Source organism: Streptomyces beigongshangae (assembly GCF_019710745.1).
Lineage (GTDB): Bacteria > Actinomycetota > Actinomycetes > Streptomycetales > Streptomycetaceae > Streptomyces > Streptomyces beigongshangae.
In genome coordinates this window covers 26,025-52,344 of the sequence record NZ_JAHKJW010000030.1, presented here as the reverse complement: position 1 = coordinate 52,344, position 26,320 = coordinate 26,025, and the positions used below count along the sequence as shown (strand labels likewise).

Here is a 26,320-nt window from a genome sequence, read left to right as displayed (position 1 = left end):
GTGCTCAACGGCTTTCGCCGGTCGGCCCGGTGACGGTGCGCGCGGTGCGCGCGGTTCTGGTGCGGGGCGCGGTGGGCTTCGGGGACGGCCGTGGCACCGGGGCCGGCGGGGCCTCCGCGGCGGCCTCGACGAGTTCGCCGATCCGGGTGCCGGCGCGGCGCCCTTCGAGGTGCAGCCGGCCGACGTTCGCCCGGTCGCCGGCCAGCAGCGTCAGCACGGCGGAGGGTCCCGCCGCGTAGGCCGCCACATAGCCGTGCTCGCCGCGCACCAGCAGTTCGCGGAAGGCGCCCCGCCCGGTGGCGTCCGCCATGCGCAGGGCGACCCCCAGCGCGGCGGCGGTGAGCGCGGCCAGCCCCTCCGGCTCCACGCCCGGAGTGTCCTGGGCCAGCACCAGACCGTCGACGCTGGCCGCGAGCGCACCGGTCAGCTGGGGCACCCGGGCCCGTAACCGGTGCAGTTCGTCGCGGACTTCGGCCTCGGCCGCCATCAGCTGTCTCCTCTCGGCACGCTGTCGGAGCGCGCGGATCACAGGGCCTCCAATGCGTCTCTGAGCCGGCGCAGCAGGACCACGTCGGGATCCGCCGACGCCTGCACGGCCCGTGCGGCCCGCGCCGCGTGCGCCCCCCGTGCGGTCGCGGCGGAGGCGGGGGAAGGGACCGCGGGCGGTCCGTCGGCGTCCGGCGTCCGGGGTCCGGCCGTCCGCGTGCGGGCCGCCACGATCCCGGCCGCCGCCAGCCGGCGGACGTCGACCAGGGTGTGGAACCCCGGACGGCCGAGGACCAGTGAGATGTCCGAGGCCGTCCGCACCCCGTCCACCTGGTCGAGAACCGTGCGCTGACGTGGGGGGAGGACCGCGTCGACGGCCCGGCCGGTCCGGACGAGTTCCGCGGTGTCCGTGCCCGGGTCCGGCCAGATGCGGTGCAGCAGCGCGCGGCGCCGCAGCGTCTCGCGCTCGACCGCGTCCACGGTCACCGGCCGTACGGGGCCGATCCAGTGCGCGACCCCGTACCTGAACCGCGCGGGACCGCTGCCCGTGCCGAGCGCGAAGAACGCCGCGTCGTACAGCGCCCCCAGGTGGCACAGCTCCAGGGCGCCCGCGGCGAGCCGCCCGCTGTCCACCAGGAACCGCCCGACGCGACGCTCGGCCCCCGCCTGCGAGACCGCTTCCCACCAGCCCTCGGAACCCAGCGCCCCGCGGCTGGTGAGCAGGACGTCGAGCCCCGGTGTCGCGGGACTCTCCGCGTGCACCACCTGACCCTCGACCAGATACAGCACCCCGCGCTCCCGCGTCAGGACACCGGTGGCCCGCTCCTCCGCCAGACGGCCGAGCATGGGGCTGGACACGGGCGGTACCCCGGCACGCTCACCCTTGCGGACCGCCCCGTCCGCCCCGTCCGTCCCGTCTGATCCGCCCGTCCCGTCTGCTCCGTTCGCCGGGCCGCGGCCGGATCCGTCCAGCCCCGGCAGGGAACGTGCTTCCGTCGTGGTCACCCCACCACCAGCCGCTCCGCCATCTCGCCCAGACGGATACGGGCCAGTGCGAGATTGCCGTCCGAACGCCCCAGCCACAGATGCAGGAACACACTGCTGTCGAAGGTCGTCCGGACGAAACGCAGGACGTGGTAGCTGTCCCTGTTGGAGACGATGAGGTCCTCCACCGGCGGCTGCCCGCCGGACCAGTCGGCTCCCTCCTCGGGGGCGAACGCCTTGTGCTCCGCGGCGAGCCGGGCGAGTTCCGCCGCCTCGGCCGCGCTGGCCTCGTGGTCCCCGTTGGGTGAGTCCCCGACCGTGCCCAGAGCCAGCCCGCTGGTCCAGTCGACCACCGAGGCTCCCCGGGCTCCGGGCAGCCTCATGGCCTCCAGCAGGCACTCGTCGATTCCGGGCACGGTGCTCCCTCCCGCCCGTCGGTTCAGCTGAGTGACGCCGAAGCTACGCACCGTGTGCGAGAGGAGTGAGGGATAGGGCGTTTTCCCGTGGAACGTGCCGCCTGCTGACTAATGTGGGTCGATTGCCCGGCCCGATCGTCGGATCTTCCGATCTCCGTCTCGGGGCGGGCCGGTCAACGCCACGTGAGTGCCTCCACGTGGGCCCCTCCCGACTCCGCCACGATCTCGTCCGGCGTCTGTGCCGTACGGACCACCGCGAACCGCACCCCGCCCGCCCCGTCGGGACCGAAGCCGTAGACGCCGGGCCGGGCGAGCGAGTTGTAGCCGTAGTGGTGGGCGAAGTAGTACGCCCCCGTGTCCAGCACGGCCGCGTGGTCGCCCTGTCCGAGCGATGGCATCGACCGGCCCTCCGCCAGCAGGTCGCCCGCGAAGCAGGCGGGCCCCGCCACGTCCTGCACGACGTCGGGCCCGGTCCTGGGCCGGCCCCCGGCGTCGTAGGCGGCCACCCGCAGCGGCCAGGACCGCGGCGCGTACACCGTGCGGGTCGCCACCTGCACCCCCGCGTGCGTCACCGCGATCGCCCGGCCGCCCGCCGACTTCGCGTACTCGACCCGCGCCAGCACGGTCCCGTGCTTGGCGAGCAGGGACCGCCCGAACTCCGTGACCAGCCCGTACCGCCCGTCGAAGAGCCCCGGCACGGTCGCCGCGAGGAGCCGCGCGTACTCCCCGTACGTCGGGGTGTGGGCGTCCGAGCCGAAGTTCACCGGCAGCCCGCCGCCGATGTCGAGCGTGTCGACCCGCCGGTGCCCGGCGCGCCCGTTGATCTCCTCCGCCAGCCCGTACACTTCGGCGACCCCGCGTGCCATCAGCTCCAGCGGCATCCCCTGCGAACCGGAGTGCGTGTGCAGCCGGGTCAGCCACGGCCGGTCCAGATACGCCCGCACGACCCACTCGCGCGCCCCCTCGTCCCGCAGCGCCACTCCGAACTTCGAGGTGGCCGTCGCCGTCGACAGCGCCCCGATGGATCCCCCGCCGATCTGCGGATTCACCCGCAGGCCCAGGGGTGAGCGGGTCGACGTGGAACGGACCAGCGCGTCGAGGCGCGTCAGCTCCTGCGGGTTGTCGGCGTTGACGGCGATCCCCAGCGCGAGCGCCTCCCGCAGTTCGGAAGGGGTCTTCGCGGGCGAGTCCAGGACCGTACGGGCCGGCGGTACCCCGGCCGCGCGGGCGAGGGCCAGCTCACCCGGACTCGCGACCTCCATTCCGATGCCCTCCCGGTGCAGCAGCCGCAGCACCGGCACGAGTGGGGTCGCCTTCACCGCGAAGGCGTGCAGCACGGCCGTGCCCGGTGCGGCCACCGCGTCGAAGGCCGCCCGCAGGGCCGCCGCGGAGGCCCGGATGCCGACGGTGTCGAGAAGCCCGACGAGGGGCGCGGCGGGACTCACGAGTCCTCGTTCCACGGCCGCGCGAACGGCGTCGTCACGCCGCGCGGCGCCGTCCGGCCGACCCTCTGCCGTGCCGTCCGCCATGTCGTCCGTATTCCCCGCGCCTGTGTGTGCAGCCATGCGCCCAGCCAAACACCCGTACGGCGGCCATGTCGGCCCAAGAGTATTGACTAGTTCTATTCAGAAGATCAGGATGTGAATATCCACTGTGCCGCTTCGCCAGGAGGCAGACCATGTCGGGACCCCGCCCCGTCCGAGCACCGCGCGGTACGGAACTGAGCGCTCTGGGATGGCAGCAGGAGGCCGCGCTGCGGATGCTGCAGAACAACCTCGACCCCGAGGTCGCCGAGCACCCCGACAAGCTCGTCGTCTACGGCGGCACCGGCAAGGCGGCCCGCGACTGGCGCTCCTTCGACGCCATGGTCCGCACGCTGCGGACGCTCAAGCAGGACGAGACGATGCTGGTCCAGTCCGGCCGGCCGGTCGGCGTCCTGCAGACCCACGAGTGGGCGCCGCGCGTCCTCATCGCCAACTCCAACCTGGTGGGCGACTGGGCGAACTGGGAGGAGTTCCGCCGCCTCGAAGCCCTCGGCCTCACCATGTACGGGCAGATGACCGCCGGTTCATGGATCTACATCGGCACCCAGGGCATCCTCCAGGGCACCTACGAGACCTTCTCCGCCGTCGCCGCGAAGAAGTTCGGCGGCACCCTCGCCGGGACCATCACCTTGACGGCCGGTCTCGGCGGCATGGGCGGTGCCCAGCCGCTCGCGGTGACGATGAACGACGGCGTCGCGATCTGTGTCGACGCCGACCCGCGCGCCATCGAGCGCCGCATCGAGCACCGGTACCTGGACGTGCGCGCCGACTCCCCGGAGCACGCCCTCCAGCTCGCCGTCGAGGCCCGTGACGCCCGCCGCCCGCTCTCCGTCGGCCTGCTGGGCAACGCCGCCGACCTGCTGCCCCGGATGCTCGCCGAGGGCGCCCCGATCGACATCGTGACCGACCAGACCTCGGCCCACGACCCGCTGTCCTACCTGCCCTCGGGCGTCGACTTCGACGACATGGCCGCGTACGCCGCCAAGGACCCGGCCGGCTTCACCACCAGGGCCCGCGAGTCCATGGCCCGGCACGTGGAGGCCATGGTCGGCTTCATGGACGCCGGCGCCGAGGTCTTCGACTACGGCAACTCCATCCGGGGTGAGGCGCAACTCGCCGGGTACGACCGGGCGTTCGCCTTCCCCGGATTCGTACCCGCCTACATCCGGCCGCTGTTCTCCGAGGGCAGGGGCCCCTTCCGCTGGGCCGCCCTGTCCGGCGAGGCGTCCGACATCCACAGGACCGACAGGGCGATCCTCGACCTCTTCCCGGAGGGCGACTCCGTCCAGAACGCCTCCCTGCACCGGTGGATCAAGCTGGCCGGCGAGCGGGTGCGCTTCCAGGGGCTGCCCGCGCGGATCTGCTGGCTCGGCTACGGGGAGCGCGACAGGGCGGGCGAGCGCTTCAACGACATGGTCGCCTCCGGGGAGCTGGCGGCCCCCCTGGCCATCGGCCGCGACCACCTCGACTGCGGTTCCGTCGCCTCCCCGTACCGGGAGACCGAGGCCATGCTCGACGGCTCGGACGCGATCGCCGACTGGCCGTTGCTGAACGCGATGGTGAACGTGGCGTCCGGCGCGTCCTGGGTGTCGATCCACCACGGCGGCGGCGTGGGCATGGGGCGCTCCCTCCACGCGGGGCAGGTGACGGTGGCCGACGGCACGGAGCTGGCGGGCGAGAAGATCCGCCGCGTGCTGACGAACGACCCCGGGACCGGAGTCATCCGGCATGTCGACGCCGGTTACGACATCGCGGAGTCGGTCGCGGCCGAGCGGGGCGTGCGCGTTCCCATGCGGGAGGGCGAGTGAGCCTGCCCCCGCCCGGCGGGGGCACCGCCCCCGGACCCCGCCGGGAGATCCGCCCGCAGGAGGCCCGGGCGGATGCGGCACCTCCCTCCTTCCAGGAGATGTGGCGGCAGCTGGGGTCCATCGGGCGCCACCCCGGTTCCGGCGGCTACCGCCGGTATGCCTGGACCGGGGCCGACACCGACTGCCGGGCCTGGTTCCAGGAGCAGGCCGAGGCGCGCGGCCTCGTCCACGAACTGGACCGCAACGGCAACCAGTGGGCCTGGCTGGGCGACCCCTCGGCGGGGGACGCCGTCGTCACCGGGTCGCACCTCGACTCGGTGCCCGACGGCGGCGCCTTCGACGGACCCCTCGGTGTGGTGTCCTCCTTCGCCGCGCTGGACGAACTGCGCGGCAGGGACGGGCGGTTCACCAGACCCTTCGCCATCGTGAACTTCGGCGACGAGGAAGGGGCGCGCTTCGGGCTGGCCTGCGTGGGCTCGCGGCTCGCCGCCGGACAGCTCACCGTCGAGCAGGCGCACCGGCTCACCGACGCCGACGGGACCACCCTCCCGCAGGCCATGGCGGCCGCGGGGCACGACCCGGACACCATCGGACCGGACCCCGGACGCCTGGCCCGCATCGGCGCCTTCGTCGAACTGCACGTCGAACAGGGCCGTGCCCTCGACCTGGCGGGTGACCGGGTCGGTGTCGCCAGCGCCATCTGGCCGCACGGGCGGTGGCGGTTCGACTTCAGGGGCGAGGCCAACCACGCCGGTACCACCCGTCTCGTGGACCGCCGCGACCCCATGCTGTCGTACGCGGAGACCGTGCTCGCGGCCCGCCGGGAGGCACAGCTCGCGGGCGCCGTGGCGACCTTCGGCAAGGTCTCCGTCGAGCCGAACGGCGTCAACGCCGTCCCCTCCCTCGTGCGCGGCTGGCTCGACTCCCGCGCCGAGGACCAGGCGACCCTCGACACGGTCGTCCGCGGCATCGAGGAGGCGGCCCGCGGGTACGCCGACGCGCACGGCATCCACCTCGACGTCGTCCGGGAGTCGTTCACCCCGGTGGTCGAGTTCGAGCACGCCCTGCGGGACGAGATCGTCCGCCTCCTGGGGAAGGAGGGCGAGGAGAGGGACGCGCGCCTGCGGGTCCCCGTCCTGGGGACCGGTGCGGGACACGACGCCGGGATCCTCTCCGCCTCCGTCCCGACCGCCATGCTGTTCGTACGCAACCCCACGGGCGTCTCGCATTCACCGGCCGAGTACGCCGCCGAAGACGACTGCGCGGCCGGGGTGACCGCACTCGCCGACGTACTGGAAGGGCTGGCCTGCACGTGAGCGCGCGAGGTACGACGTACTGGCTGGAGCACGCCTGGCTCGACTCCTGGGTGGAGCCGGGCGTGGCGCTGGAGGTGGGTGCGGACGGCCGGATCGCCGCCGTCCGCACCGGCGTCGCCGGCCCGCCGCCCGGAGCGGAGATCCTGCGCGGCCTGACCGTCCCGGGCCTCGCCGACACCCACAGCCACGCCTTCCACCGGGCCCTGCGCGGTACCGTCCAGGTCGGTTCCGGCACCTTCTGGACCTGGCGCGAGACCATGTACTCCGTCGCGGACCGGCTGACCCCGGACACGTACCACGCGCTCGCCCGCGCGGTGTACGCCGAGATGGCCCTGGCGGGCATCACGGCCGTCGGCGAGTTCCACTACGTGCACCACGCGCCCGGCGGTACCCCGTACGCCGACCCGAACGCCATGGGCGAGGCGCTCGTCGAGGCCGCCGCGGAGGCGGGCATCCGCATCACGCTCCTCGACACCGTCTACCTCGCCTCCGGCCTGCTCGACGCACGCAGGGGGCAGCCCCCGAACCGGCACCAGCTCCGCTTCTCCGACGGGACCGCCGAAGCCTGGGCAGCACGCTGTTCAGTTCTCAAGGACCGGGATCACGCGCGGATCGGGGCCGCCGTGCACTCCGTACGGGCGGTGCCGGCCGGGGAGCTGGCGACGGTGGCGCGGTGGGCCGGGGAGCGGCGGGCCCCGCTCCATGTGCACCTGTCCGAGCAGACGGCGGAGAACGATGCCTGCCTGGCGGTCCACGGCCGCACCCCCACCCGGCTGCTCGCCGACCACGGGGTGCTCGGCCCGCGCACCACGGCCGTGCACGCCACCCACCTCACGGGCGAGGACATCGCGCTGCTCGGCGGCTCGGGGACCGGCACCTGCATGTGCCCGACCACCGAGCGCGACCTCGCCGACGGCATCGGACCGGCCGTCGCGCTCCAGAGGGCGGGCTCCCCGCTGTCCCTCGGCTCCGACAGCCACGCCGTCGTCGACCTGCTCGAAGAGGCGCGCGCGATGGAGCTGAACGAGCGCCTGCGCAGCCGCACCCGGGGCCACTGGACGGCGGCGGCCCTCCTGCGCGCCGCCTCCGCGGACGGCCACGCGGCCCTCGGCTGGGCCGACGCGGGCACGCTCGAAGCGGGCGCGCTCGCCGACTTCACGACGATCGCGCTCGACTCGGTCAGAACAGCGGGGACGCTGCCGCGGCTCGGCGCCGAGACGGCCGTATTCGCCGCGACGGCCGCGGACGTGCGGCACACGGTCGTGGGCGGCCGGCACGTGGTGCGAGACGGGGCGCACGTCCTGGTCCCGGACGTGCCCCGCGCACTCGCGGACGCGATCGAAGCGCTGCGCGCCTGACCGCCGCCCCGGTCCCGGTCCCGGCTTTCGTTGCGGGTCCGGGTCCGGCTCCCGCCCCCGTCGCCCAGACAGCTCCGAAGGACGCCATGAGCAGCACGACCGGCCGTACGACCCTCATCACCAACATCGCCAGTCTGGTCACCAACGACCCCTCCCTAGGTGACGGCTCCCCCCTCGGCCTGATCCAGGACGCGGCCGTCGTCATCGACGGCGACCGCGTCGCGTGGACCGGTGACTCAAGAGAAGCACCCGCCACTGACAATCGCGTCGACGCCGGTGGCCGGGCGGTGATCCCCGGCTTCGTCGACTCCCACTCGCACCTGGTCTTCGCGGGCGACCGCACGCAGGAGTTCAACGCCCGCATGTCCGGCCGGGCCTACAGCGCCGGCGGCATCCGCACGACGGTCGCCGCGACCCGGGCGGCGGGCGACGAGGAGCTGGAGCGCAACCTCACCCGCTACCTCGACGAGGCCCTGCGCCAGGGCACCACCACGTTCGAGACCAAGTCCGGCTACGGGTTGACGGTCCAGGACGAGGCACGGGCCCTGCGCATCGCGTCCGCGCACACCGAAGAGGTCACCTTCCTCGGCGCGCACATCGTCCCCCCGGACCACGCGGACGACCCCGCCGCGTACGTCGCGCTCGTCACGGGCGAGATGCTCGACGCGTGTGCTCCGTACGCCCGTTGGATCGACGTCTTCTGCGAGAAGGGCGCCTTCGACGGGGACCAGGCCCGCGCGATCCTCACGGCGGGCATGGCGAAGGGGCTGCACCCGCGCATCCACGCCAACCAGCTCTCGTACGGCCCCGGTGTGCAACTGGCCGTCGAGCTGGACGCGGCCAGTGCCGACCACTGCACCCACCTGACCGACGCCGACGTCGACGCCCTCGCGAGCGGCGGCACGGTGGCGACGCTGCTGCCCGGCGCCGAGTTCTCCACCCGGGCGCAGTGGCCCGACGCCCGCCGCCTGCTCGACGCGGGCGTCACGGTCGCCCTCTCGACGGACTGCAACCCGGGCTCGTCCTTCACGTCGTCCGTGCCGTTCTGCGTCGCGCTCGCGGTACGGGACATGGGGATGACCCCGGACGAGGCGGTGTGGTCGGCCACGGCGGGCGGGGCGGCGGCCCTGCGCCGCGAGGACGTCGGCCGCCTCGCCCCGGGCGCTTACGCGGACCTGGCGGTCCTCGACGCCCCGAGCCACGTTCACCTGGCCTACCGGCCGGGGGTGCCGCTGGTCCGTGAGGTGTGGCGCAGGGGCGTACGGGTGTGATCAGGCGCCGGTGGGCACTGAGCCCGCTTTCACCTCACGTATCAGGAGGGCCAGCGGGCCGGTGGTGGTGACGAGTTCGGTGCCGGGGGTGTCGCTCTCGCGGAGGTGGAGGGCGGTGGGGGTGGCGGCGATCTCGACGCAGGTGTTGCCGTCGCCGCCACCCGAGAACGTGGACTTCTGCCAGTGCAGGCTTTCACTCATGGTGTGCCTCACGGTTCCTTCGTCAGGCAGTTGTTCGGACGGCGTCCGTCTTGAGGGCGCGTATCAGGTGGACCAAGGGTGTTGTGGTGGTGATGAGTTCGGTGCCGGGGGTGTCGCTCTCGCGGAGGTGGAGGGCGGTGGGGGTGGCGGCGATCTCGACGCAGGTGTTGCCTTCACCGCCGCCCGAGAAGGTGGACTTCTGCCAGCGCAGGGTGTGGTTCATGGCTCGCCTCACAGTTCCTTCGCCAAACGGTGGATGAAGTCCTGTGACGCCGTGAGGTCCAGCGACGCCGTCTCCACTTTACGGAAGAGCGTTCGGAGCCGTTTCAACTCCGCCTCTGCATCGACGAACATGGTTCCGGTGGGTGCGTCGAGAAGGCCGGTGTCCAGCAGAGGCAGTGGCCCACCCATGTACATCATCGACGCGTCGGCACCGCCGAAGCCGTTCTGTTCGGTCGGGATGACGCGTACGGCGACGTGCCCCTGTTCGATCCGGTCCAGGATTCGACGGAGTTGGAGGAGCGACGCCCGGCGGTCGGCTACACGGATGCGCAGCGCGAACTCGTGCAGGATCGTCTCGTACGGCGTGGGACTGCCTCCGTCGACGACCGCCTGACGTCTCATCCGGTGCTCCACCCGGAGTGTCAGTTCGCTCTCCGGCAGCTCCGGGCGCATGTACCGGAACACCGCTCGAGCGTAGTCGGGGGTCTGCAACAGGCCGGGAACGTGGGTGATGACGATCTCGCGCAGGTACGTCGCGTGGTGTTCCGCTTCAGCCACGTCAAGGTTCACCTGCGGGAGCACTCCCCGGTACTCGTCCCACCAGCCCCGTGTGCGGTCGGTCGCTATCGCGGTGAGGGCATCGATCAACGCCTCGTCCGTACACGCGTAGTGGACGGCGAGGCGCCGTACTCGTTCAGTGCTCACGCCCGCGATGCCCGCCTCCATCTGGCTCATCTGGGTCGAGGTGGAATCGAGGAACGCTGCGACATCGCGTGCCTTCATGCCAGAAGCCTCACGCAGCCTGCGTAATTCAGTTCCCAAACGCACCTGACGCGCCGTGGGATGACTCCTTGGCGGCATACGCCCTCCGTTTCCAACAACTATGCGGTCGCGCCACGTTCGGGTGTCAGATTACGCAATCAGTTGCAATGGCATAAATTAATGCCATACCGTCGGTGACGTAATGCACACGCTGCGGAAGCGCACCGTACCGTCCTGTAGCGACGGCTACGGCATGCCACCGCCAGTCATCCACCCAATGACCCCACCCCTGGAGCTGACGTATGCCCGAAACCGAGATCGAACCCTGGGAGTACTCCCTCTCCATCCCCAACGACCCCCGCGCGGTCACCGTCTGCCGCCGCACCCTCCGCCTCATCCTCACCCTGCACGGCCTGATCCGCCTCGCCGACACCGCCGAACTCCTCGCGGCGGAGCTGGTCGCCAACGCCGTGCTCCACACCAAGGGTCCCGCGACCCTCCGTGTCCGCTGGTCGACGGGGGTCCTCCAGGTCGGCGCATGGGACGCGGACCCCGAACCGCCCGAGCCTCCGGGAGGAGCGGAGTGCCTGGCGGACGGCGAGGGCGGCAGGGGTCTCCACCTGGTCCGCGCGTGCTCCGACGCCTGGGGCTGGCACCCGCTGTCCGGGTTCGGCAGCCGGGGCAAGTACGTGTGGTGTGACCTGGCCGCCGTGTAGCTCGTTGAGGCACAGCAGATGTGGAGGGACCTGATGACGGCGATCCAGTACTTCTGGCGACACCCGCTTGCCGAGCAGGTGCGCGAGGAAGGCCGGGAGGAAGGCCGAGAGGAAGGCCGGGAGGAAGGCCGTGAAGAGGGCCGGGCCCAGGAGAGGGCGGAGAGTGTTCTGCGCACTCTGCGGTGGCGTGGCATCGACGTACCGGACGCCGTCCGGGCGCGTGTTCTCTCCTCCGGCGACATGGACGAACTCGGCGTCTGGCTCGAACGCTCCTACCGGGTCGGTGACGCCGGGGAACTGTTCGCCGAGGTGTCCTGAGCCGTACCCGTACCCGTAGTACGGCCAGAAGTTCATCTGTGGGGCGCTCAGTCGATGCGGATGATTCCGCGGCCCAGCGCGGCGGTGACGGCGGCGGTGCGGTCGGCGACGTCGAGCTTGGCGTAGATGTGCAGCAGATGGGTCTTGACCGTCGCCTCGGACAGACGCAGGACGCGGGCGATCTGTTTGTTGCTCTGCCCGCGGGCCACGGCGGACAGGACTTCGAGTTCCCTGCCGGACAGACCGGCCCTCCGGTCACCGCGCATATGGGCGAGGACCTTGGCGGCCACCGTGGGGGACAGTGCCGCTCCGCCCCGGGCGGCGGTGCGCACGGCCTCGCACAGCTCGTGTCGTCCGGTGTCCTTGAGCAGGTAGCCGACCGCGCCGGCGTCGATGGACGCGGTGATGTCGGCGTCCGTGTCGTAGGTGGTCAGGACGAGGACCCGGACCCGGGGATGGGCGGCGCGGATGGCGGCGGTCGCGGTGGTGCCGTCCATGCCGGGCATCTGCAGGTCCATCAGGACGACATCGGGCGCGAGCGACGCGGTCTGGCGCACCGCCTCGGTACCGGTGGCGGCCTCGCCGACGACCGTGAGGTCGGGCTGGGTGGCCAGCATGGCGGCCAGCCCGTCGCGGACCACGGGGTGGTCGTCGGCGAGGAGGACCCGGATCGGGGGAGCGGCCGGAGTGCTCATGGCGCCGGGGCCATCCGCTGGGTACCGGCCGCGAGTGAGGGTGAGGGTGAGGGTGAGGGGGCGGAGACCTCGGCCGGGGCCGAAGGCCCGTCCGGGAGCGGCACCGTGACGGTGACGGTCGTACCCTCGCCCGCGGCGCTCTCCAGCGTGAACGTGCCGTCCAGGGCTACGACGCGCTCGCGCATGGTGGTCAGGCCGATCCCGGCATGCCGGGCGACGGGCGCGAAGCCGGTGCCGTCGTCCTGGACGTCGACGGCCAGGGCGTCGCCGAGGTAGGACAGCGTGACGGACACGCTCGCCGCACGGGCGTGCCGCCGGGCGTTGGTCAGCGCCTCCTGCACGACCCGCAGCAACTCGCCCTCGCCGCCGGCGGCCAGGGCGACCGGCCGGCCGGTCACGACCGTGTATGCCTCGATGCCGGTCTCCTCCGTCAGCCGGGCGGTGAGCTCGCGGACCGCTTCCGCCAGGTGCGTGCGGTCCAGCGGCGCCGGGCGGAGGGCCTGCACGAGGCGGCGGCTCTCGGCCAGGTTGTCCCGGGCCGTCCGCATGGCCTGCCCGACGCGGAGGGCCGCCGGAGAGCCGGGTGGCAGGTCGTCGCGTGCGGCGTCCAGCAGCATGCCGATGGACGCGAAGCCCTGGGTCAGGGTGTCGTGGACCTCGCGGGCCAGGCGCTGGCGTTCGGCCAGGGTGCCCGCCTGACGTTCCGCCGCCGCTCGTTCCGCCTGGGCGGCGGTGAGTTCGTCCAGGAGCCGCTGGCGCCTGTGGCTCTCGTGGTCGAGGGTGGCGACGTAGCAGGTGATGGTGACCGCCAGCGCGACGCCGAGCACGCAGCCCGTGAGTGTCTGCACGTCGACGGAACCGCCGGTGGTGAGACGCTGCCACGACCAGGCGCTGCCCAGCACCAGTACCCCGCCGGCCGACCACCAGGCCCGTCGCAGCCAGTACGGGGTCAGCACGGCCACGGCGACCGGGAGCAGCGCGAAGTCCACCACGGACATGGCCACCCACGCCGCCGACGCCCCGACGAGATAGGGCAGCGGAGGGCGGCCGACGCCGCCGCGCAGCGCGACCCAGTACGCGTACCAGACGGCGAGTGCCAGCGCCGGACCGATCCGCAGCAGTGCCGTGCCGGCCGTCAGGTCCGTTCCGGCCAGCGCACCCAGTACGGACAGAGTGAGCACGACGGCGAAGAGGGCGTGCTGTGCCACGGTCTTCCACCGTGCCCTCTCCCGTGCCTGTCGCGGTGCCATGGGCCTCAGCGTACGCGCGGCCGAGCACCCGGAGGATCAGCCGACCGGTGCGAACGGGGTCCACCGATCGGTGGACGGACGATGCGTCGACCGGTCGATGTGCCAGGCCCATGCGGGCGGCGAGGATCGGCACCGCACCCGGCCGCCGAGCCCCGCCGCACCCCGTGAGGAACCATCAGTGCCCCTGGCCTTCATTCCCAGCCCGCCCGTCGGCGAGATCCACCTGGGTCCGCTGCCGCTGCGCGGCTACTCGCTGATGCTGATCCTCGGAATCGCCGCGGCGGTATGGCTGGGCGGTCGGCGCTGGGCCGCCCGCGGCGGGGAGAAGACCGTCGTGGCGGATGTGGCCCTGTGGGCGGTCCCCTTCGGTGTGGTCGGCGCCCGCCTCTACCACGTGGTCACGTCCGGCGAGCCGTACTTCGGCAGGGGCGGCGATCCGCTCAAGGCCCTCTTCGTCTGGGACGGGGGCATCGGCATCTGGGGCGCCCTCGCGGGCGGTGCCGTCGGAGCCTGGATCGGCTGCCGCCGCCACGGTGTCCCGCTGCCCGCGTTCGCCGACGCGGTCGCCCCCGGCATCGCCCTGGGCCAGGCCGTCGGCCGCTGGGGCAACTGGTTCAACCAGGAACTCTACGGGCGGGCCACCACCCTCCCCTGGGCGTGGGAGATCGACCCCGCGCACCGGCCCGGAGGCACCCCCGGCCCGGCCACCTACCACCCCACCTTCCTGTACGAGTCGCTGTGGTGTCTCGGGGTGGCCGCCCTGGTCGTATGGGCGGACCGCCGCTTCCGCCTCGACCGGGGCCGCTCCTTCGCGCTGTACGCCGCTGCCTACTGCGCCGGCCGCTTCTGGATCGAGTACCTGCGGATCGACGAGGCCCACCACATCCTCGGCCTGCGCCTGAACGGCTGGACCGCTCTGCTGGTTCTCGCGGCTGCCCTCGCCCACCTCCTGGCTGCGACACGACATGCGGTCGACAGCCGCGGTGACGCCGGGGCCGGGGCCGACGCAGACTCCGACCGGCGCCGCGGCGGCTCCGGTTCCGGTTCCGACCATCTCCTTCCGCGCCTGGACGCGACCGGCGGTTCCAGGAACTGACCACCCCAGGAACTGACCACGTCCCCTTTCGGTCCCCTCCCGCACATTTCACGAGCCCACGAGTCTCACAAATTTCACGAACTGGAGTTGCCATGTCCGCTGTCTCCGAGACACTGCCCTCCCGGCGGAGCCCGCTGGTGGTGGCGGGAGGCGTTCTCGTCGCCTTCCTGCTCGCCTCCTCGGTGAACGCGCTGGTCGCCGTGCTGGCGCACACGATGGGCGCGCCGGACGACTTCGACGCGCTGGAGCCCGCGTCGTATGTCTTCGCGACCGCCTTGGGTGTACTGGCGGGAGCCGTCGGATGGGGCGTCGTCCGCAGGTTTTCCCAGGACCCCGGACGCCTGCTCCGCCGACTCGTCCCGTCGGTCGTCGTCATCTCCCTCGTCCCGGACTTCTTCCTGTTCGACGAGGGGGAAGTGACCGGTGTGGTGGCGCTGCTGGTGATGCACCTCGCGGTCGCGGTGATCGCGGTGGAGGTGTACCGCAGGGTCATGCCGCTGGGCTCGGTGCGGCGAACGGTGAACGGTGAACGGTGAACGGTGAATGCGCGCGGGGCCGAACCGGACTGTCCGGTTCGGCCCCGCGCGCATTCACCCGCGCATCACATGCGACGAAGGTGTCACTCCTCGACGGTCAGTCCCCTGCGCAGCCGCACCAGCGTCCGCGACAGCAGGCGTGACACGTGCATCTGCGAGATGCCCAGCTCCTCGCCGATCTCCGACTGGGTCATGTTGGCGACGAAGCGCAGGGACAGGATCTGCCGGTCGCGCTGGGGGAGTTCGGCGATCAGCGGCTTCAGGGACTCGACGTACTCGATGCCCTCGATCCCGTGGTCCTCGTAGCCGATGCGGTCCGCCAGCGCGCCCTCGGAGTCGTCCTCCTCGGGCTGGGCGTCCAGCGAGCTGGCCGTGTAGGCGTTCGACGCCGCCATGCCCTCGACGACCTCGTCGTTCGACAGCCCGAGGCGCTCCGCCAACTCTCCCACCGTCGGGGCGCGGTCCAGCTGCTGTGCGAGTTCGTCGCCCGCCTTGGCCAGGTCGAGGCGGAGTTCCTGAAGCCTGCGCGGCACGCGCACGGACCACGACGTGTCACGGAAGAAGCGCTTGACCTCGCCGACGATGGTCGGCATCGCGAAAGTCGGGAACTCGACGCCACGGCTGAGCTCGAAGCGGTCGATGGCCTTGATCAGGCCGATGGTGCCGACCTGGATGATGTCCTCCATCGGTTCGCTGCGGGAGCGGAACCGGGAGGCGGCGAACTTCACCAGGGCGAGATTGAGTTCGACGAGCGTGTTGCGGACGTACGAGTACTCGGTGGTGCCTTCCTCCAGCGACTCCAGCCGCTCGAAGAGAGTCTTGGACAGGGCCCGCGCGTCCACCGGCCCCACCTCGGCGAAGGGAGGGATCTCCGGAAGCCCCGCGAGGCCGGCGTTCTCGTGGACGCCCTCGTCGCCGGATGTGTCGCCGGACGCGTCGGCGATCTCGGCGGCGGTCTCGGCGGCGGTCTCGTCCTCCGGTTGTTCCAGGGGGAGTGTCGACGTCGCCCTCTGGGTATGCGATTCGTCGAGCCGGGGTGACATGATGTCCTCCATCGTTCTCGGCATATGGCTGCCGATGCCGATACGTGCACTGCGGTGTGCGGCGCCTCCAAAGCCGGCCATGTCGAAAACTGTCCCTACTAGCCCTACCTGCTTTCGTGACCGACTCGCAAGTGTGTTTTACGGGCAAATGTCCGATTCTTGGCGGTTGTTCGGGTGTCAGAGTGTGCGGGGAGGGCGTAGGGTTCGAGGGCGTCAATCAGTAATCACATTGGTCGGAAGAGAGACGGCATGGACCGCGGGACGGTCGGCAACACACAGTCGGGCCGGCTTCTGGTCGAGGTGCGAGAAGAGGGCACTAGTGCCGTCGTCACCCCGGCGGGTGAGCTGGATCACCACACGGCGGATCTTCTGCGTGAGCCGGTCGAGGGCTGCCTCGACCGCGGGTTCGCGCTTCTGGTCGTGGACTGCTCACGGCTGGAGTTCTGTGACTCCACGGGGCTGAATGTGCTGCTCGGTGCCCGTCTGCGGGCCGAGGAGGCGGGCGGCGGGGTCCATCTGGCGGGCATGCTGCCGGTGGTGGCCAGGGTCTTCGAGATCACCGGGGCGGAGGCCGTCTTCACCGTGCACGACACGCTCGAAGCGGCATTGGCCGCGCTGGCGGAAGGCGGCGGGACGGGCGGTTCCGGCGCGGCCGGTGCGGGAGCCGGTACCGCGGAGGCCGGGGGCAGTGCATCCGGTGCCGACCGGCCCGCGGCCGGTCGGGGTGAATAGCCGCCCCGGGGTGCCGTTGTGCGGCAGAGTTATGCTCAGGTTGCCTCTATGTGATCAACGCGTTATCAGAGTCACATCATCCGTACCGAATAAGTGGGTGTTCTGACGGTTCGGTCGGGCAGGAGTCATCCTGAATATGTCAACAGACCGAACGGCAAGCGCGCGGCAGTCCCGGACGACTCCCTGACCCCGAGTCTCCTGAGCTTTCCCGGCGTGCTGAGTGTGCTGGGAACTGTGTCTTGAATCGTGAACTGGTGAATCGGTGAGGTGAAGCGCTGATGAGCACCACCCGGCCTTACTCGCCGGGCGACCGCGGCCCGGAACCGGGTGACGGCGGCGCTTCCGGGGCCTCTCCGGGCGGTACACCCGCCGGGCGGCGGGCCCGCCGGCTGAACTTCGACGGGGAGAGCGGAGTCGTGCCCCTCGCTCGCGACTTCGCCCGGCAGGCGCTGTACGAGTGGGGCTGGCTGCCCGCCGACACCGCCGACCAGAGAGCCGCGGCGGAGGACGTCCTGCTGGTCGTCTCCGAACTCGTCACCAACGCCTGCCTGCACGCCGAGGGACCCGACGAGCTCTGGATCTCCTGCGACAAGAAGGTGTTCCGGGTGGAGGTCTCCGACCGGGGCGCGGGCCAGCCGGCTCCGCGGACCCCGCACAGAGCCGGGCGCCCCGGCGGCCACGGCATGTTCATCGTGCAGCGGCTGTGCCTGGACTGGGGTGTGATCCGTACGGCGGGGGTCGCCGGGAAGACGGTCTGGGCGGAGCTCGGAGCGCCCGCGTAGCGCTCCGCCGGATTCGGCGTCGCCCCGCCCGGTGTGTCGTCCGCCGGGATTCCGGCCGCGGGGCCGGTGGGGGCAGGTCGTGCGGTTCCCCGCGCCCCTTCAGGACGCTCCGTGGTCCTTCAGGGTGCTCCTCGTCCCTTCGGAGCGGTTGCCGCTCGCTCTCTGCGCGTCGGATCCTGTGGATCCGGCGCGCATTTTGTCTTCCCTCGGTAAGGCCCCGGGCGTACCTTGACGGCCGATCTGATGTGCCGTCAGGAACGCCTTCGGGAATGAGGGGACCGTGTCATACCGGACGTACCGGAAACGAACCGCCGCGCTGGCGTCCACCGCGGCCCTGGCCGGCTCCGCGGTGCTGATGGCCGCCCCCGCCGCCCTGGCCGACGTGGTGGACGTCAACTACCAGTGCAAGACCCCGATCGGGGACAAGGCCGCCGTCTCGCCCATCGACATCAAGAGCGTGCGGAGCGGCAGCGGCTACCGGCTCACGATGACCTTCGAGAAGGGCGTCTCGTCCAGCCCCGTCGAACTGGGCAAGGGCGCGATGAACCCGAGCGCGGTCATCCGGCTCGGCGGCGCCGACAGCGGCACCGTGGCGGTCGAGGGCCCCGCCAACCCGGAGGCCGTCCCCGCCAACACCCCCATCAAGATCACCGATCTGAGCGGGACGTACACCCCGGAGAAGACCGGCAGGGTCACCTTCACCGCGGGTGTGCTGACCATCGAGGCCCTCGGTACGACGACCACGTGCACGCCCTCCAACAACCCGAAGCCCTCGCTGGAGCTGGACGTCACGGCAGCCGGCGGCGGCACCACCGGCGGCGGCACCACCGGCAGCACCACCGGTTCCTCGCAGGACACTTCGGCGGGCGGAGAGGAACTGCCGCGGACCGGTCCCGAGGACTCGGCGATCGCGCTGGGCACGCTCGGTGGCAGCGTGCTGCTGGCGGGCGCGGTGGGCGTGCTGTGGCTGACCCGGAGGAACCGGGCTCGCGGCTGACCGCCCTGTCGCCCGGGGCCGCCCCTACCGCCCGGGGTCGCTGATGCCGCCCGGAGCTGCCGATGCCGCCCGGAGTCGTCGATGCCGTTCGTCGTCGTCCGTGCCCTTGGCGCGGCCCTCGCGGCCCTCGCGGCCCTCGCGGTCGCCGGGCTGCCGGGCTGCCGCGTACGGAAGTCGAGTCGACGGGAGCGGGGACGTGAACGGCGATGTGAACGGTGACGGAAGCGGTGCCGTGGACGGCACACCCGCGGGGGCGTGCCGGGGGCGGGCGGGCGCGGGAGTGCGGATTCCCGCGGTGGCGGCGCTGCTCGCGCTCGTCCTGTTCCCCCTTGCGGGGGCGGCCGGTACGGCTGCTTCCGCGGCGGGGAAACCGACGGTGGAGCTGTCCAGGTCCCAGGCGGGCACGGGCGGCTCGATCACGGTGCGCGGTACCGGATGGCGGGCGGACGCGCTGCTGATGATGCTCATCTGCGGCCGGTCCTCGACCGACCGCGGGGTGATCGGTGGCACCGGCTCCTGCGCCAACGCGGACGGACGGGCCGTCACCACCGACGCGAAGGGCCGGTTCAGGAGGGAACTGCCGGTCGCCGAACCGCCCCAGCCGTGCCCGTGCGTGGTGCACGTCGCGACGGTCACCGGGGCGAAAGCGGCGGCGGACGCCCCCTTCCTGGTCGCGGGCCACGACGTCGAACCCCTGCCGAAGGAGGACAGCGGCGAACGGCTCTCGGCGCTCTCCGGCACCCGGCTCGACGGGTCGAGCGGACTGCTCACCCGATTCGGCGCCCCGCCCTCCCGGAAGCTGGTCCTCACCGTCGGCAACGTCGGCACCAAGGCCGTGAAGGACCCGGTCTTCCAGGTCGGCACCTCGCACGGCGTGTTCGCCCCGCAGTGGGAGGAACGGCGGTGGCGCGGCACCATCGCCCCCGGCGAGAAGGAACGGATCACCCTGCCGGTGGAGCTGACGGGCGGTGCGCACGGCGACTACACGGTCTCCCTGAAGTACGGCGGCAAGGTGCTCGCCGAGCAGCCGTGGGACGTGGGCCGGCCCTGGGGGGTGACCCTCTTCTGGATCCTGGTCTGCGTCGTCGTACCGGCCGCGCTGTTCCGGATCGGGATGGCCGTGGTGGACCGGTTGAGGCCACGCGCGCCCGCCACCCGTGCCGGGCGCCTTGCGGAACGGGCCGAACGGCCGGGGCGGCCGGGGCGCGGCGCACACGGCGTCCGGCGCGGAGGGCTGCGGCTGCCCGAAGGCACCTTGCGGGTGTCGAAGCAGGCGCCGAAGAAGGCGCCGAATCGGGAGTCGCGCCCGACCCTGCCGCCGGACTCCACAGGATCCGCCGACACCGGCGCCGACACCGGCGCCCACTCCGACACCGGCGCCCACTCCGGCGCCGGCGTCGGCGCCGATCCCGGTACGCGTGCACCGGCCCGTACGGATTCGGCGCTGCCCTGGTTCACCCCCGACACCGATCCGGGCGCCACCGGGGCCCGACGGCTCTCCGCGCCGCACGAGAACACCTCGACGACCCCCACAGGAAAGAGAAACACGTGAGCACGCAACGGAGAGCCCGGCCGAGAGGCGGCCGGAGAGCGAGGGCGGCCGGAGTCGCGATGATGCTCGGCGGTGCGGGGATCCTGCTGGGTGCGGCGGCCACGCCCGCGCAGGCCGCCGAGGTGTCCTACGCGACCGACTGCGCACCGCCTCCGGTCTCCGGGCTGCCGACGGTCAAGGGGACGACGAAGGCGGAGATCACCGCGCCGGCCACGGCGAAGGTCGGTGACGAGGTCGAGGTCGTCTGGAACTTCACGCAGGCCGCGTCGCGGAATCCCGACCTCGTCGACCTGCCCGCGAACTCCGTCCAGCCCTCCGGCACGCTCAGGGCCGCCGGTGCGCAGACCGCGTCCGTGGCGATGCTGGGGCCGCGCGAGAACCCGCCCATTCCCAAGGGCGGGGCGATGGTCCTGTCCGACATGAAGGGCACGCTGAGACTGACGGCGGCGGGCAGGGTGACGCTGACGCCGGACGCGTACGCCGTCAACGTCATGTCGACCGACACGAAGTGCGCGCCCACGGAGACGGTGATGCCCGCGGCGACCATCGAGGTCGCGGCGGGGGAGGGGGATCCGCCGCCCGGATCGCCCGATCCCACCGATCCCACCGATCCGCCGGATCCCACTGGTCCGCCGGATCCCACCGGACCGCCGTCCACGAGCCCGCCACCCCCGAGCCCCCCACCCACCGGTGGTGACGGGCGGACCGACTTCACCGGCAAGGAGGTGGAGGTCCCCTACGCGTGCAAGACGCCGATCGGGGACAAGAACGCGACCTCTCCTGTGCGGATCGACGCCAGGAAGAGCGGTGGGAACTACGACCTCACCGTCCGGTTCGGGGGGTCCGTGATGGACAGTCCCGCCGACATCCCCGCCGACTCGGTCAAGCCGTCCATGGAGGTCGTGCTGGGCGGGGCCGACGAGGGCTCGGTCGCCGTGGAGGGGCCTACCAACGCCGAGCCGATCAAGGCGGGGGACCCGATGGTGATCCCCGACCTGACCGGTACGTACAAGCCGGGGGCGGACGGGAGGTCGACGCTGTCGCCGGGCGTGCTGACGGTCGAGGCGCTCGGGACGACGACCACGTGTACGCCCACGAAGTCATCGGTCTCGTTGACGCTGGACACGTCGGCGCAGCCGGGAGGCGCCGCGGGTGGGACCGGTTCAGGTGGCTCCACCGGCTCCAGCGGCTCCGGTGGCGCCGGTGGTACTGGCGGATCCAGTGGCTCCGGGGGAGAGCTGGCGGACACCGGAGCCGGTGACGACGGTGTGCTGAGGGCGCTCGGGTTCGTCGCCGGGACCGCGGTCCTGCTGGGCGGGGCCGTGTTCACGTTCATGCCGGGGGCCTCGCGGCGGGCCGCACGGCGGATCTCGTAGGACCGGGCGCTGTAAGGGCTGAGTGCTGTAGGGGCTGAGTGCTGTGGGGAACCGGGGTCCTCGGGCCGACGGCCATGCCGACCTGCCCGTGCCGGACACGATCGACCTGGGCGAGTACTCGGTGGTCGACGTGTCCGTCCAGCTCCTCGGCCCCGCGCCGCAGGACCCGGTCCCGCGAGCGGTCAGGGCCGTACGGGCCCGCGCGGTCGCCCGTTCCCCGCTACGGGTCGTGCCTGCCCGCACTCACCGGGTGCGCCGTGCCGACGTCAGGCCCCACAGGCCCAGGGCGATCACGAAGACGGACAGCACCAGCGCCAGGACGGGAAGGATGGCCGTGCCGTCGCGCAGCGATGTCGCCGAGCCGGTCAGGCCGATGACTCCGAGGCACAGGACGAGCACGGCCTGCACGCGGGTGGCCGGGATCAGCTTCGAGTGGGTCTGGCCGGTCATGACGGTCTCCTTGTCCGGGGGCTGTGGTCCCCCGCTGCCCCCGGAGAAAACAATCATGCTGACAACTCTCCCGCGAATGGAAGGAGTTGGCAGGCCGGGGGATCCGCGCCAGGGCGGACGCCCCCGGCCCGGCGGGCACCAGGTCGCGAGCCCGCAGGTCCTGCACACCCACCGCCAGGCCACTGACGACGAAGGCGGCGCCGTCCTCCTCATGGACCACGAGTTCCTGCGGGGCGGAGGGAGCCGGAGGAGACGGGGAGGAAGGCCGAGTGCAGGGCGGACGGTTCCACCATCACGCCTCAGGCCGCCGTCGGACGCGGTTCCCGTGCCGTGCGACGGTGTTCGGCGTTGATGCGCTGGGCTTCTTCGAGCTGGTCCTCAAGGATGACGATGCGGCAGGCCGCCTCGACGGGGATGCCCTGGTCGACGAGTTCACGGGCGCGGGCGGCGATGCGCAGCTGGTAGCGGGAGTAGCGGCGGTGGCCGCCCGGGGAGCGCAGCGGGGTGATGAGGCGGGCTTCTCCGATGGCGCGCAGGAAGCCGGGGGTGGTGCCGAGCATGTCTGCGGCCCGGCCCATCGTGTAGGCGGGGTAATCGTCGTCGTCGAGACGGCCGTATGCGTCGTCTGCTGTCACTTGCACCTCTCCGTGGAGCGTGTGCGGGCACGCATGGAGGGGCCCTGGTGCTCATGGCACCAGGGCCCCGAAGGAACTGCTACACCATCTGCCGGCCCTGGTAATGCGCCGGCCTTCTGTTTCCGCCCGTCCGACCCAGTCGCTGTCGGGGATGCGGGGATCGCGGTTGCTTGACCGGAGACCACCTCACTATCGATGTCCTGCGGTACCCGGACTCAAAAGTTCCGTCCGGGCGATCCTGATGGCGCCTCAACTCCTCCGTTCTTCCCTCGATGATCAACTGCTTGCCGAACGCGACACCGCGTCCTGCTGGTGGTGCGTACTGCTCGGCGGCCTGTACGAGCACCGCCCTTTCGGCAGCCAGCCCCGTCGCCCGTCCTGCACCTGCTCTGGCTTGGAACCCCACTGCCGAACCTCCCGGCACGCGCGCCCGCAGCCGACGCCTTTACCGAGGTACCGCTCTCTTGCCGCGCTGCTGGATCCTGCGAACTGCACTTGCGGGAATGCCACCGCATCAAGTGCGGTCCCGCTCGTGGCGGCCCCTGATCACTGCGGGCCACCCGATGCGGTCGTCAGTCCCGTCACCGTCCTGCAACCGCTCTGGCTTCGAAACTCCACCACCGCATCGTCCTGCGTCCTGCGTACTGCTTCCCGGCAGTTCATCTCTGCCGGGCCTGGTCGATCTCGGCTACAAGAGAAACCATAAACACTTCGCGCCCCAATGTCTACTCTGGCGAGCATAGATTTTCGTGTGGCCGGCGATGGGGTAATCCCCTTCGAGCAGACACGGGCGGCTGCGCTCCGCCGCCGGACCGATGGGCCGCAGGTCGGTGCTCCCCGGGGAGGGGGCACGGAGGGATCACGGTTCCGGCTGGTCGCAGCCACCAACGAGTGGCTGTGGCCGGCACGGTCGCAACGGGCTCTAGTTGACGTCGCCCATCAGGGACTTGACCTTGTTCCGGTACATGTGGACCGCGATGCCGGCGACCACCGCGAGGGTGGCCTCCAGGGCCACGACGCCCCTGCCGTTCAGGTCGACGCCCGCGATGGAGAGCAGGCCGGTCGTGGCGTCGCCCGCGGTCACGGCGAGGAACCAGACGCCCATCATCTGGGAGGCGTACTTCGCGGGAGCCATCTTCGTCGTGACGGAGAGGCCGACCGGTGAGATGGTCAGCTCGCCGACGGTCTGGACGAAGTAGATGGCGACCAGCCACATCGCGGCGGCCTTGTGACCGCCGTCGGCGATCGACAGCGGAGCCAGGAAGAGGAAGAACGAGGCGCCGACCAGGACCAGGCCCGACGCGAACTTCACGATCGTGCTCGGCTCCCGGCCGGCCCGGTTCAGCGCCAGCCACGCCCAGGCGAAGACCGGGGCGAGCGCCATGATCATGACCGGGTTGACCGACTGGTACCAGGAGACCGGGAACTCCCAGCCGAAGACGCTGTTCTCGGCCGACGACCCGGCGAAGATCGACAGCGTGGAGCCGCCCTGGTCGTAGATCATCCAGAAGACGGCCGCGGCCACGAAGAACCAGATGTACGCGGACATCCTCGACTGCTCGACGCGGTCGAGGGACTTGTCGCGCTTGATCCGGGCGATGACCCAGATCGGGACGATCAGGCCGATGAGCGTGAGCGGGACCAGGATCCAGTTCAGCGTGTAGTGGCCGGAGAGGCCGACGACGCCGTAGAAGACCGCGGCGACGGCCAGCCACAGCAGGCCCTTGCGCAGGGTCGAGGCCCTCTCCCCGGCGGACAGCGGCGTCGGGACGACCTCGGAGCGCGCGTCGAGGTGGCGGCGGCCCAGCAGGAACTGGATCAGGCCCAGCGCCATGCCGAGCGCGGCGAGCGCGAAGCCCAGGTGCCAGTTCACGTTCTCGCCGATGGTGCCGATCACCAGCGGGGCGGCGAACGCGCCCAGGTTGATGCCGATGTAGAAGACGGTGAAACCGCCGTCGCGGCGCGGGTCGTCCGGACCCTGGTACAGGTGGCCGACCATCGTCGAGATGTTGGCCTTCAGCAGGCCCGAGCCGATCGCCACGAGGCCGAGGCCCGCGTAGAAGGTGCCGGACGAGGGCAGGGCCAGCGTCAGGTGGCCGAGCATGATGACCAGTCCCGCGACGGCGACGGTCCTGCGGGGGCCGAGCACACGGTCCGCGAACCAGCCGCCGGGCAGGGTCAGCAGGTACACGAGCGACAGGTACACCGAGTAGATCGCGGTCGCGGTGGTGGCGCTCAGGTTCAGGCCGCCGGGTGCGACCAGGTAGAGCGGGAGCAGTGCCCTCATGCCGTAGTAGGAGAACCGCTCCCACATCTCGGTCATGAAGAGTGTGGCCAGTCCGCGGGGGTGGCCGAAGAAGGTCTTCCCGGAACCGGGGGTGCCCGGTGGGACCGAGTCCTTCGTCAGGCTGGACGCCATGGTCGTTCCTTGCTGGTCGGGACGCGCGCCGCTGGAGCGGAGGGGGTTGCGCGCCCGGTGGGGGAGGCGGCCGGCACCGGCGGGACGACCGTCCCGCCCCACGCCCACGGGGAGTCCGCCCCGGTCCGGATCCGATCTCGGATCCGGCCCCGGACCGGTGGACGACGACCACCGGGATCCACGCCCGTCGCGCGTCCTCGCGCTCGGGGCCCGGCCACAGGTCATGCCTTTCGAGGCTGGTGGGTACCAGCCCGCACACGGAAGGGACCTTCAGTGCGAAGTGCGCGCCGAAGGTCCCTGTGTGGTGCCACAGGCGTGTGGTCACCATAAGCCCACACTCCATGTCAATGCCGCATATGCCACGACTTGAGAGATGAATCACAGGTGAAGGGGTGTTTGTGCGGTTGAATCAAAGGTCGTTTGCGCATTCCACTCCTTGGCTCGGAGGGTCGTGCCGGCCGTGCGGTACGGGACCGCCACAGATGTCGATCACTCTCACTGCGCTGGTCCGCAGCGGACTACCATCGGTTCATGACCCGAGTACTGCTCGCCGAGGACGACGCGTCCATCTCGGAACCCCTGGCCCGCGCCCTGCGCCGGGAGGGGTACGAGGTCGAGGTACGCGAGGACGGACCCACCGCGCTCGACGCCGGCACCCAGAGCGGTATCGACCTGGTCGTGCTCGATCTCGGACTGCCCGGCATGGACGGTCTGGAGGTGGCCCGGCGGCTGCGCGCCGAGGGGCAGACCGTGCCGATCCTCATCCTCACCGCCCGCGCCGACGAGGTGGACACCGTCGTCGGCCTGGACGCGGGCGCCGACGACTACGTCACCAAGCCGTTCCGCCTCGCCGAGCTGCTGGCCCGGGTCCGGGCGCTGCTCCGGCGCGGCGCCGCCGAGCCCCAGCAGCCGCCCGCCACGCACGGGGTGCGCATCGACGTGGAGTCGCACCGGGCGTGGATGGGCGACGAGGAGCTGCAGCTCACCGCCAAGGAGTTCGACCTGCTCCGGGTACTGGTCCGGGACGCCGGCCGGGTCGTCACGCGCGACCAGCTGATGCGCGAGGTCTGGGACACCACGTGGTGGTCGTCCACCAAGACCCTCGACATGCACATCTCCTGGCTGCGGAAGAAACTGGGCGACGACGCCGCGAATCCGCGGTACATCGCGACGGTGCGGGGGGTCGGGTTCCGCTTCGAGAAGAGCTAGTTCCCTGCCATCGGGTTCCACGTCCTCGCGGTCGTGTCCTCGGACCGCAGGGCCGTAGGGTCGTCGGTGGTGCGCGGCCGCGGGCCGTGTGGGGGGCGGCCGCGCGGTTCCCGCGCCCCTCACGGGGCGCGGCTCCAGCCCGGACA

Annotated in this window: 27 protein-coding genes; 14 read left to right on the top strand and 13 right to left on the bottom strand. The window is 71.8% G+C overall.

The genetic code is table 11. The features are described 5' to 3' along the window. Nucleotides 1-4: 4 nt before the first annotated feature. The 4 genes from KM933_RS23150 to KM933_RS23135 all read right to left on the bottom strand — a co-directional run bounded on the left by KM933_RS23150 (nucleotide 5) and on the right by KM933_RS23135 (nucleotide 3,451). Nucleotides 5-487, bottom strand: a complete 483-nt coding sequence (locus tag KM933_RS23150) for a roadblock/LC7 domain-containing protein (protein ID WP_221355205.1) — start codon at nucleotides 485-487, stop codon at nucleotides 5-7. Nucleotides 488-525: 38 nt separating this feature from the next. Then, on the bottom strand, nucleotides 526-1,332 hold the full coding sequence (locus KM933_RS23145) for a transcriptional regulator (RefSeq protein ID WP_260334043.1): 807 nt from the start codon (nucleotides 1,330-1,332) through the stop codon (nucleotides 526-528). A gap of 155 nt (nucleotides 1,333-1,487) precedes the next feature. Further along, complete coding sequence (locus tag KM933_RS23140) at nucleotides 1,488-1,886, bottom strand: hypothetical protein (RefSeq protein ID WP_221355200.1); 399 nt, start codon at nucleotides 1,884-1,886, stop codon at nucleotides 1,488-1,490. Nucleotides 1,887-2,059: 173 nt separating this feature from the next. Further along, the gene (locus KM933_RS23135; protein WP_430727357.1) at nucleotides 2,060-3,451 is read right to left on the bottom strand and encodes a type III PLP-dependent enzyme domain-containing protein; all 1,392 of its coding nucleotides are present in this window, start codon (nucleotides 3,449-3,451) and stop codon (nucleotides 2,060-2,062) included. A gap of 113 nt (nucleotides 3,452-3,564) precedes the next feature. Here KM933_RS23135 and hutU point away from each other — a divergent pair, with 113 nt between their 5' ends. The 4 genes from hutU to hutI all read left to right on the top strand — a co-directional run bounded on the left by hutU (nucleotide 3,565) and on the right by hutI (nucleotide 9,183). After that, on the top strand, nucleotides 3,565-5,238 hold the full coding sequence (gene hutU, locus KM933_RS23130; RefSeq protein ID WP_221355198.1) for a urocanate hydratase: 1,674 nt from the start codon (nucleotides 3,565-3,567) through the stop codon (nucleotides 5,236-5,238). Nucleotides 5,239-5,336: 98 nt separating this feature from the next. Then, nucleotides 5,337-6,554, top strand: coding sequence for an allantoate amidohydrolase (locus KM933_RS23125; RefSeq protein WP_221355283.1), 1,218 nt, complete (start codon nucleotides 5,337-5,339; stop codon nucleotides 6,552-6,554). After that, on the top strand, nucleotides 6,551-7,912 hold the full coding sequence (locus KM933_RS23120) for a formimidoylglutamate deiminase (protein ID WP_221355196.1): 1,362 nt from the start codon (nucleotides 6,551-6,553) through the stop codon (nucleotides 7,910-7,912). Before KM933_RS23125 ends, KM933_RS23120 begins: the two co-directional genes overlap by 4 nt. A gap of 86 nt (nucleotides 7,913-7,998) precedes the next feature. Beyond that, nucleotides 7,999-9,183 carry an imidazolonepropionase gene (gene hutI / locus KM933_RS23115; RefSeq protein WP_260334028.1) on the top strand — a complete coding sequence of 395 codons (1,185 nt, stop codon included), beginning with the start codon at nucleotides 7,999-8,001 and terminating at the stop codon, nucleotides 9,181-9,183. Here hutI and KM933_RS23110 read toward each other — a convergent pair whose 3' ends face one another. The 3 genes from KM933_RS23110 to KM933_RS23100 are packed head-to-tail and all read right to left on the bottom strand — an operon-like array spanning nucleotide 9,184 to nucleotide 10,467. Next, on the bottom strand, nucleotides 9,184-9,384 hold the full coding sequence (locus KM933_RS23110) for a DUF397 domain-containing protein (protein WP_221355194.1): 201 nt from the start codon (nucleotides 9,382-9,384) through the stop codon (nucleotides 9,184-9,186). It abuts the gene before it with no gap. A gap of 22 nt (nucleotides 9,385-9,406) precedes the next feature. After that, nucleotides 9,407-9,607, bottom strand: a complete 201-nt coding sequence (locus tag KM933_RS23105) for a DUF397 domain-containing protein (RefSeq protein WP_221355192.1) — start codon at nucleotides 9,605-9,607, stop codon at nucleotides 9,407-9,409. Nucleotides 9,608-9,615: 8 nt separating this feature from the next. Further along, nucleotides 9,616-10,467: a helix-turn-helix domain-containing protein gene (locus KM933_RS23100; protein WP_221355190.1), complete on the bottom strand. Its 852-nt coding sequence runs from the start codon at nucleotides 10,465-10,467 to the stop codon at nucleotides 9,616-9,618. Nucleotides 10,468-10,670: 203 nt separating this feature from the next. On the opposite strand from KM933_RS23100, the gene KM933_RS23095 reads away from it, so the two are divergent. Further along, a complete protein-coding gene (locus KM933_RS23095) occupies nucleotides 10,671-11,084 on the top strand; it encodes an ATP-binding protein (RefSeq protein ID WP_221355189.1) in 414 nt (137 codons plus the stop codon). A 33-nt stretch (nucleotides 11,085-11,117) separates the two neighbouring features. Next, nucleotides 11,118-11,402, top strand: a complete 285-nt coding sequence (locus tag KM933_RS23090) for a hypothetical protein (RefSeq protein ID WP_221355186.1) — start codon at nucleotides 11,118-11,120, stop codon at nucleotides 11,400-11,402. Nucleotides 11,403-11,449: 47 nt separating this feature from the next. Here KM933_RS23090 and KM933_RS23085 read toward each other — a convergent pair whose 3' ends face one another. Next, nucleotides 11,450-12,097, bottom strand: coding sequence for a response regulator (locus KM933_RS23085; RefSeq protein WP_221355184.1), 648 nt, complete (start codon nucleotides 12,095-12,097; stop codon nucleotides 11,450-11,452). After that, nucleotides 12,094-13,347, bottom strand: a complete 1,254-nt coding sequence (locus KM933_RS23080) for a sensor histidine kinase (protein WP_221355182.1) — start codon at nucleotides 13,345-13,347, stop codon at nucleotides 12,094-12,096. The genes KM933_RS23085 and KM933_RS23080 overlap by 4 nt, the downstream gene beginning before the upstream one ends. 178 nt (nucleotides 13,348-13,525) lie before the next feature. On the opposite strand from KM933_RS23080, the gene lgt reads away from it, so the two are divergent. Together lgt and KM933_RS23070 are read left to right on the top strand one after the other, a co-directional pair. Then, on the top strand, nucleotides 13,526-14,443 hold the full coding sequence (gene lgt / locus KM933_RS23075; protein ID WP_221355180.1) for a prolipoprotein diacylglyceryl transferase: 918 nt from the start codon (nucleotides 13,526-13,528) through the stop codon (nucleotides 14,441-14,443). Between the two features lie 92 nt (nucleotides 14,444-14,535). Continuing rightward, nucleotides 14,536-14,979, top strand: coding sequence for a DUF6069 family protein (locus KM933_RS23070; protein ID WP_221355178.1), 444 nt, complete (start codon nucleotides 14,536-14,538; stop codon nucleotides 14,977-14,979). Between the two features lie 83 nt (nucleotides 14,980-15,062). Here the strand turns inward: KM933_RS23070 and KM933_RS23065 are convergent, their stop codons facing one another. Beyond that, nucleotides 15,063-16,034 (bottom strand): RNA polymerase sigma factor SigF, encoded by a 972-nt coding sequence (locus KM933_RS23065; RefSeq protein ID WP_221355279.1) that lies wholly within the window; start codon nucleotides 16,032-16,034, stop codon nucleotides 15,063-15,065. A 237-nt stretch (nucleotides 16,035-16,271) separates the two neighbouring features. On the opposite strand from KM933_RS23065, the gene KM933_RS23060 reads away from it, so the two are divergent. The 5 genes from KM933_RS23060 to KM933_RS23040 all read left to right on the top strand — a co-directional run bounded on the left by KM933_RS23060 (nucleotide 16,272) and on the right by KM933_RS23040 (nucleotide 21,461). Next, nucleotides 16,272-16,754, top strand: a complete 483-nt coding sequence (locus KM933_RS23060) for an STAS domain-containing protein (RefSeq protein WP_221355176.1) — start codon at nucleotides 16,272-16,274, stop codon at nucleotides 16,752-16,754. 278 nt (nucleotides 16,755-17,032) lie between these two features. Beyond that, entirely contained in the window at nucleotides 17,033-17,536 is a 504-nt protein-coding gene (locus KM933_RS23055; protein ID WP_221355174.1) for an ATP-binding protein, read from the top strand. 280 nt (nucleotides 17,537-17,816) lie between these two features. Beyond that, a complete protein-coding gene (locus KM933_RS23050) occupies nucleotides 17,817-18,533 on the top strand; it encodes an LPXTG cell wall anchor domain-containing protein (protein ID WP_221355172.1) in 717 nt (238 codons plus the stop codon). Nucleotides 18,534-18,813: 280 nt separating this feature from the next. Continuing rightward, on the top strand, nucleotides 18,814-20,085 hold the full coding sequence (locus KM933_RS23045; protein WP_221355278.1) for a hypothetical protein: 1,272 nt from the start codon (nucleotides 18,814-18,816) through the stop codon (nucleotides 20,083-20,085). 62 nt (nucleotides 20,086-20,147) lie between these two features. Beyond that, the gene (locus KM933_RS23040; RefSeq protein WP_221355276.1) at nucleotides 20,148-21,461 is read left to right on the top strand and encodes a hypothetical protein; all 1,314 of its coding nucleotides are present in this window, start codon (nucleotides 20,148-20,150) and stop codon (nucleotides 21,459-21,461) included. Between the two features lie 243 nt (nucleotides 21,462-21,704). Here KM933_RS23040 and KM933_RS23035 read toward each other — a convergent pair whose 3' ends face one another. From KM933_RS23035 to KM933_RS23025, 3 genes are all read right to left on the bottom strand, one after another. Beyond that, on the bottom strand, nucleotides 21,705-21,911 hold the full coding sequence (locus KM933_RS23035) for a hypothetical protein (RefSeq protein WP_221355171.1): 207 nt from the start codon (nucleotides 21,909-21,911) through the stop codon (nucleotides 21,705-21,707). Between the two features lie 299 nt (nucleotides 21,912-22,210). After that, nucleotides 22,211-22,546 carry a MerR family transcriptional regulator gene (locus KM933_RS23030; protein WP_221355169.1) on the bottom strand — a complete coding sequence of 112 codons (336 nt, stop codon included), beginning with the start codon at nucleotides 22,544-22,546 and terminating at the stop codon, nucleotides 22,211-22,213. Nucleotides 22,547-23,468: 922 nt separating this feature from the next. After that, nucleotides 23,469-24,965, bottom strand: a complete 1,497-nt coding sequence (locus KM933_RS23025; RefSeq protein WP_221355167.1) for an oligopeptide:H+ symporter — start codon at nucleotides 24,963-24,965, stop codon at nucleotides 23,469-23,471. A 531-nt stretch (nucleotides 24,966-25,496) separates the two neighbouring features. On the opposite strand from KM933_RS23025, the gene KM933_RS23020 reads away from it, so the two are divergent. Then, a complete protein-coding gene (locus KM933_RS23020) occupies nucleotides 25,497-26,174 on the top strand; it encodes a response regulator transcription factor (protein ID WP_221355165.1) in 678 nt (225 codons plus the stop codon). The last annotated feature ends 146 nt before the right edge of the window (nucleotides 26,175-26,320 follow it).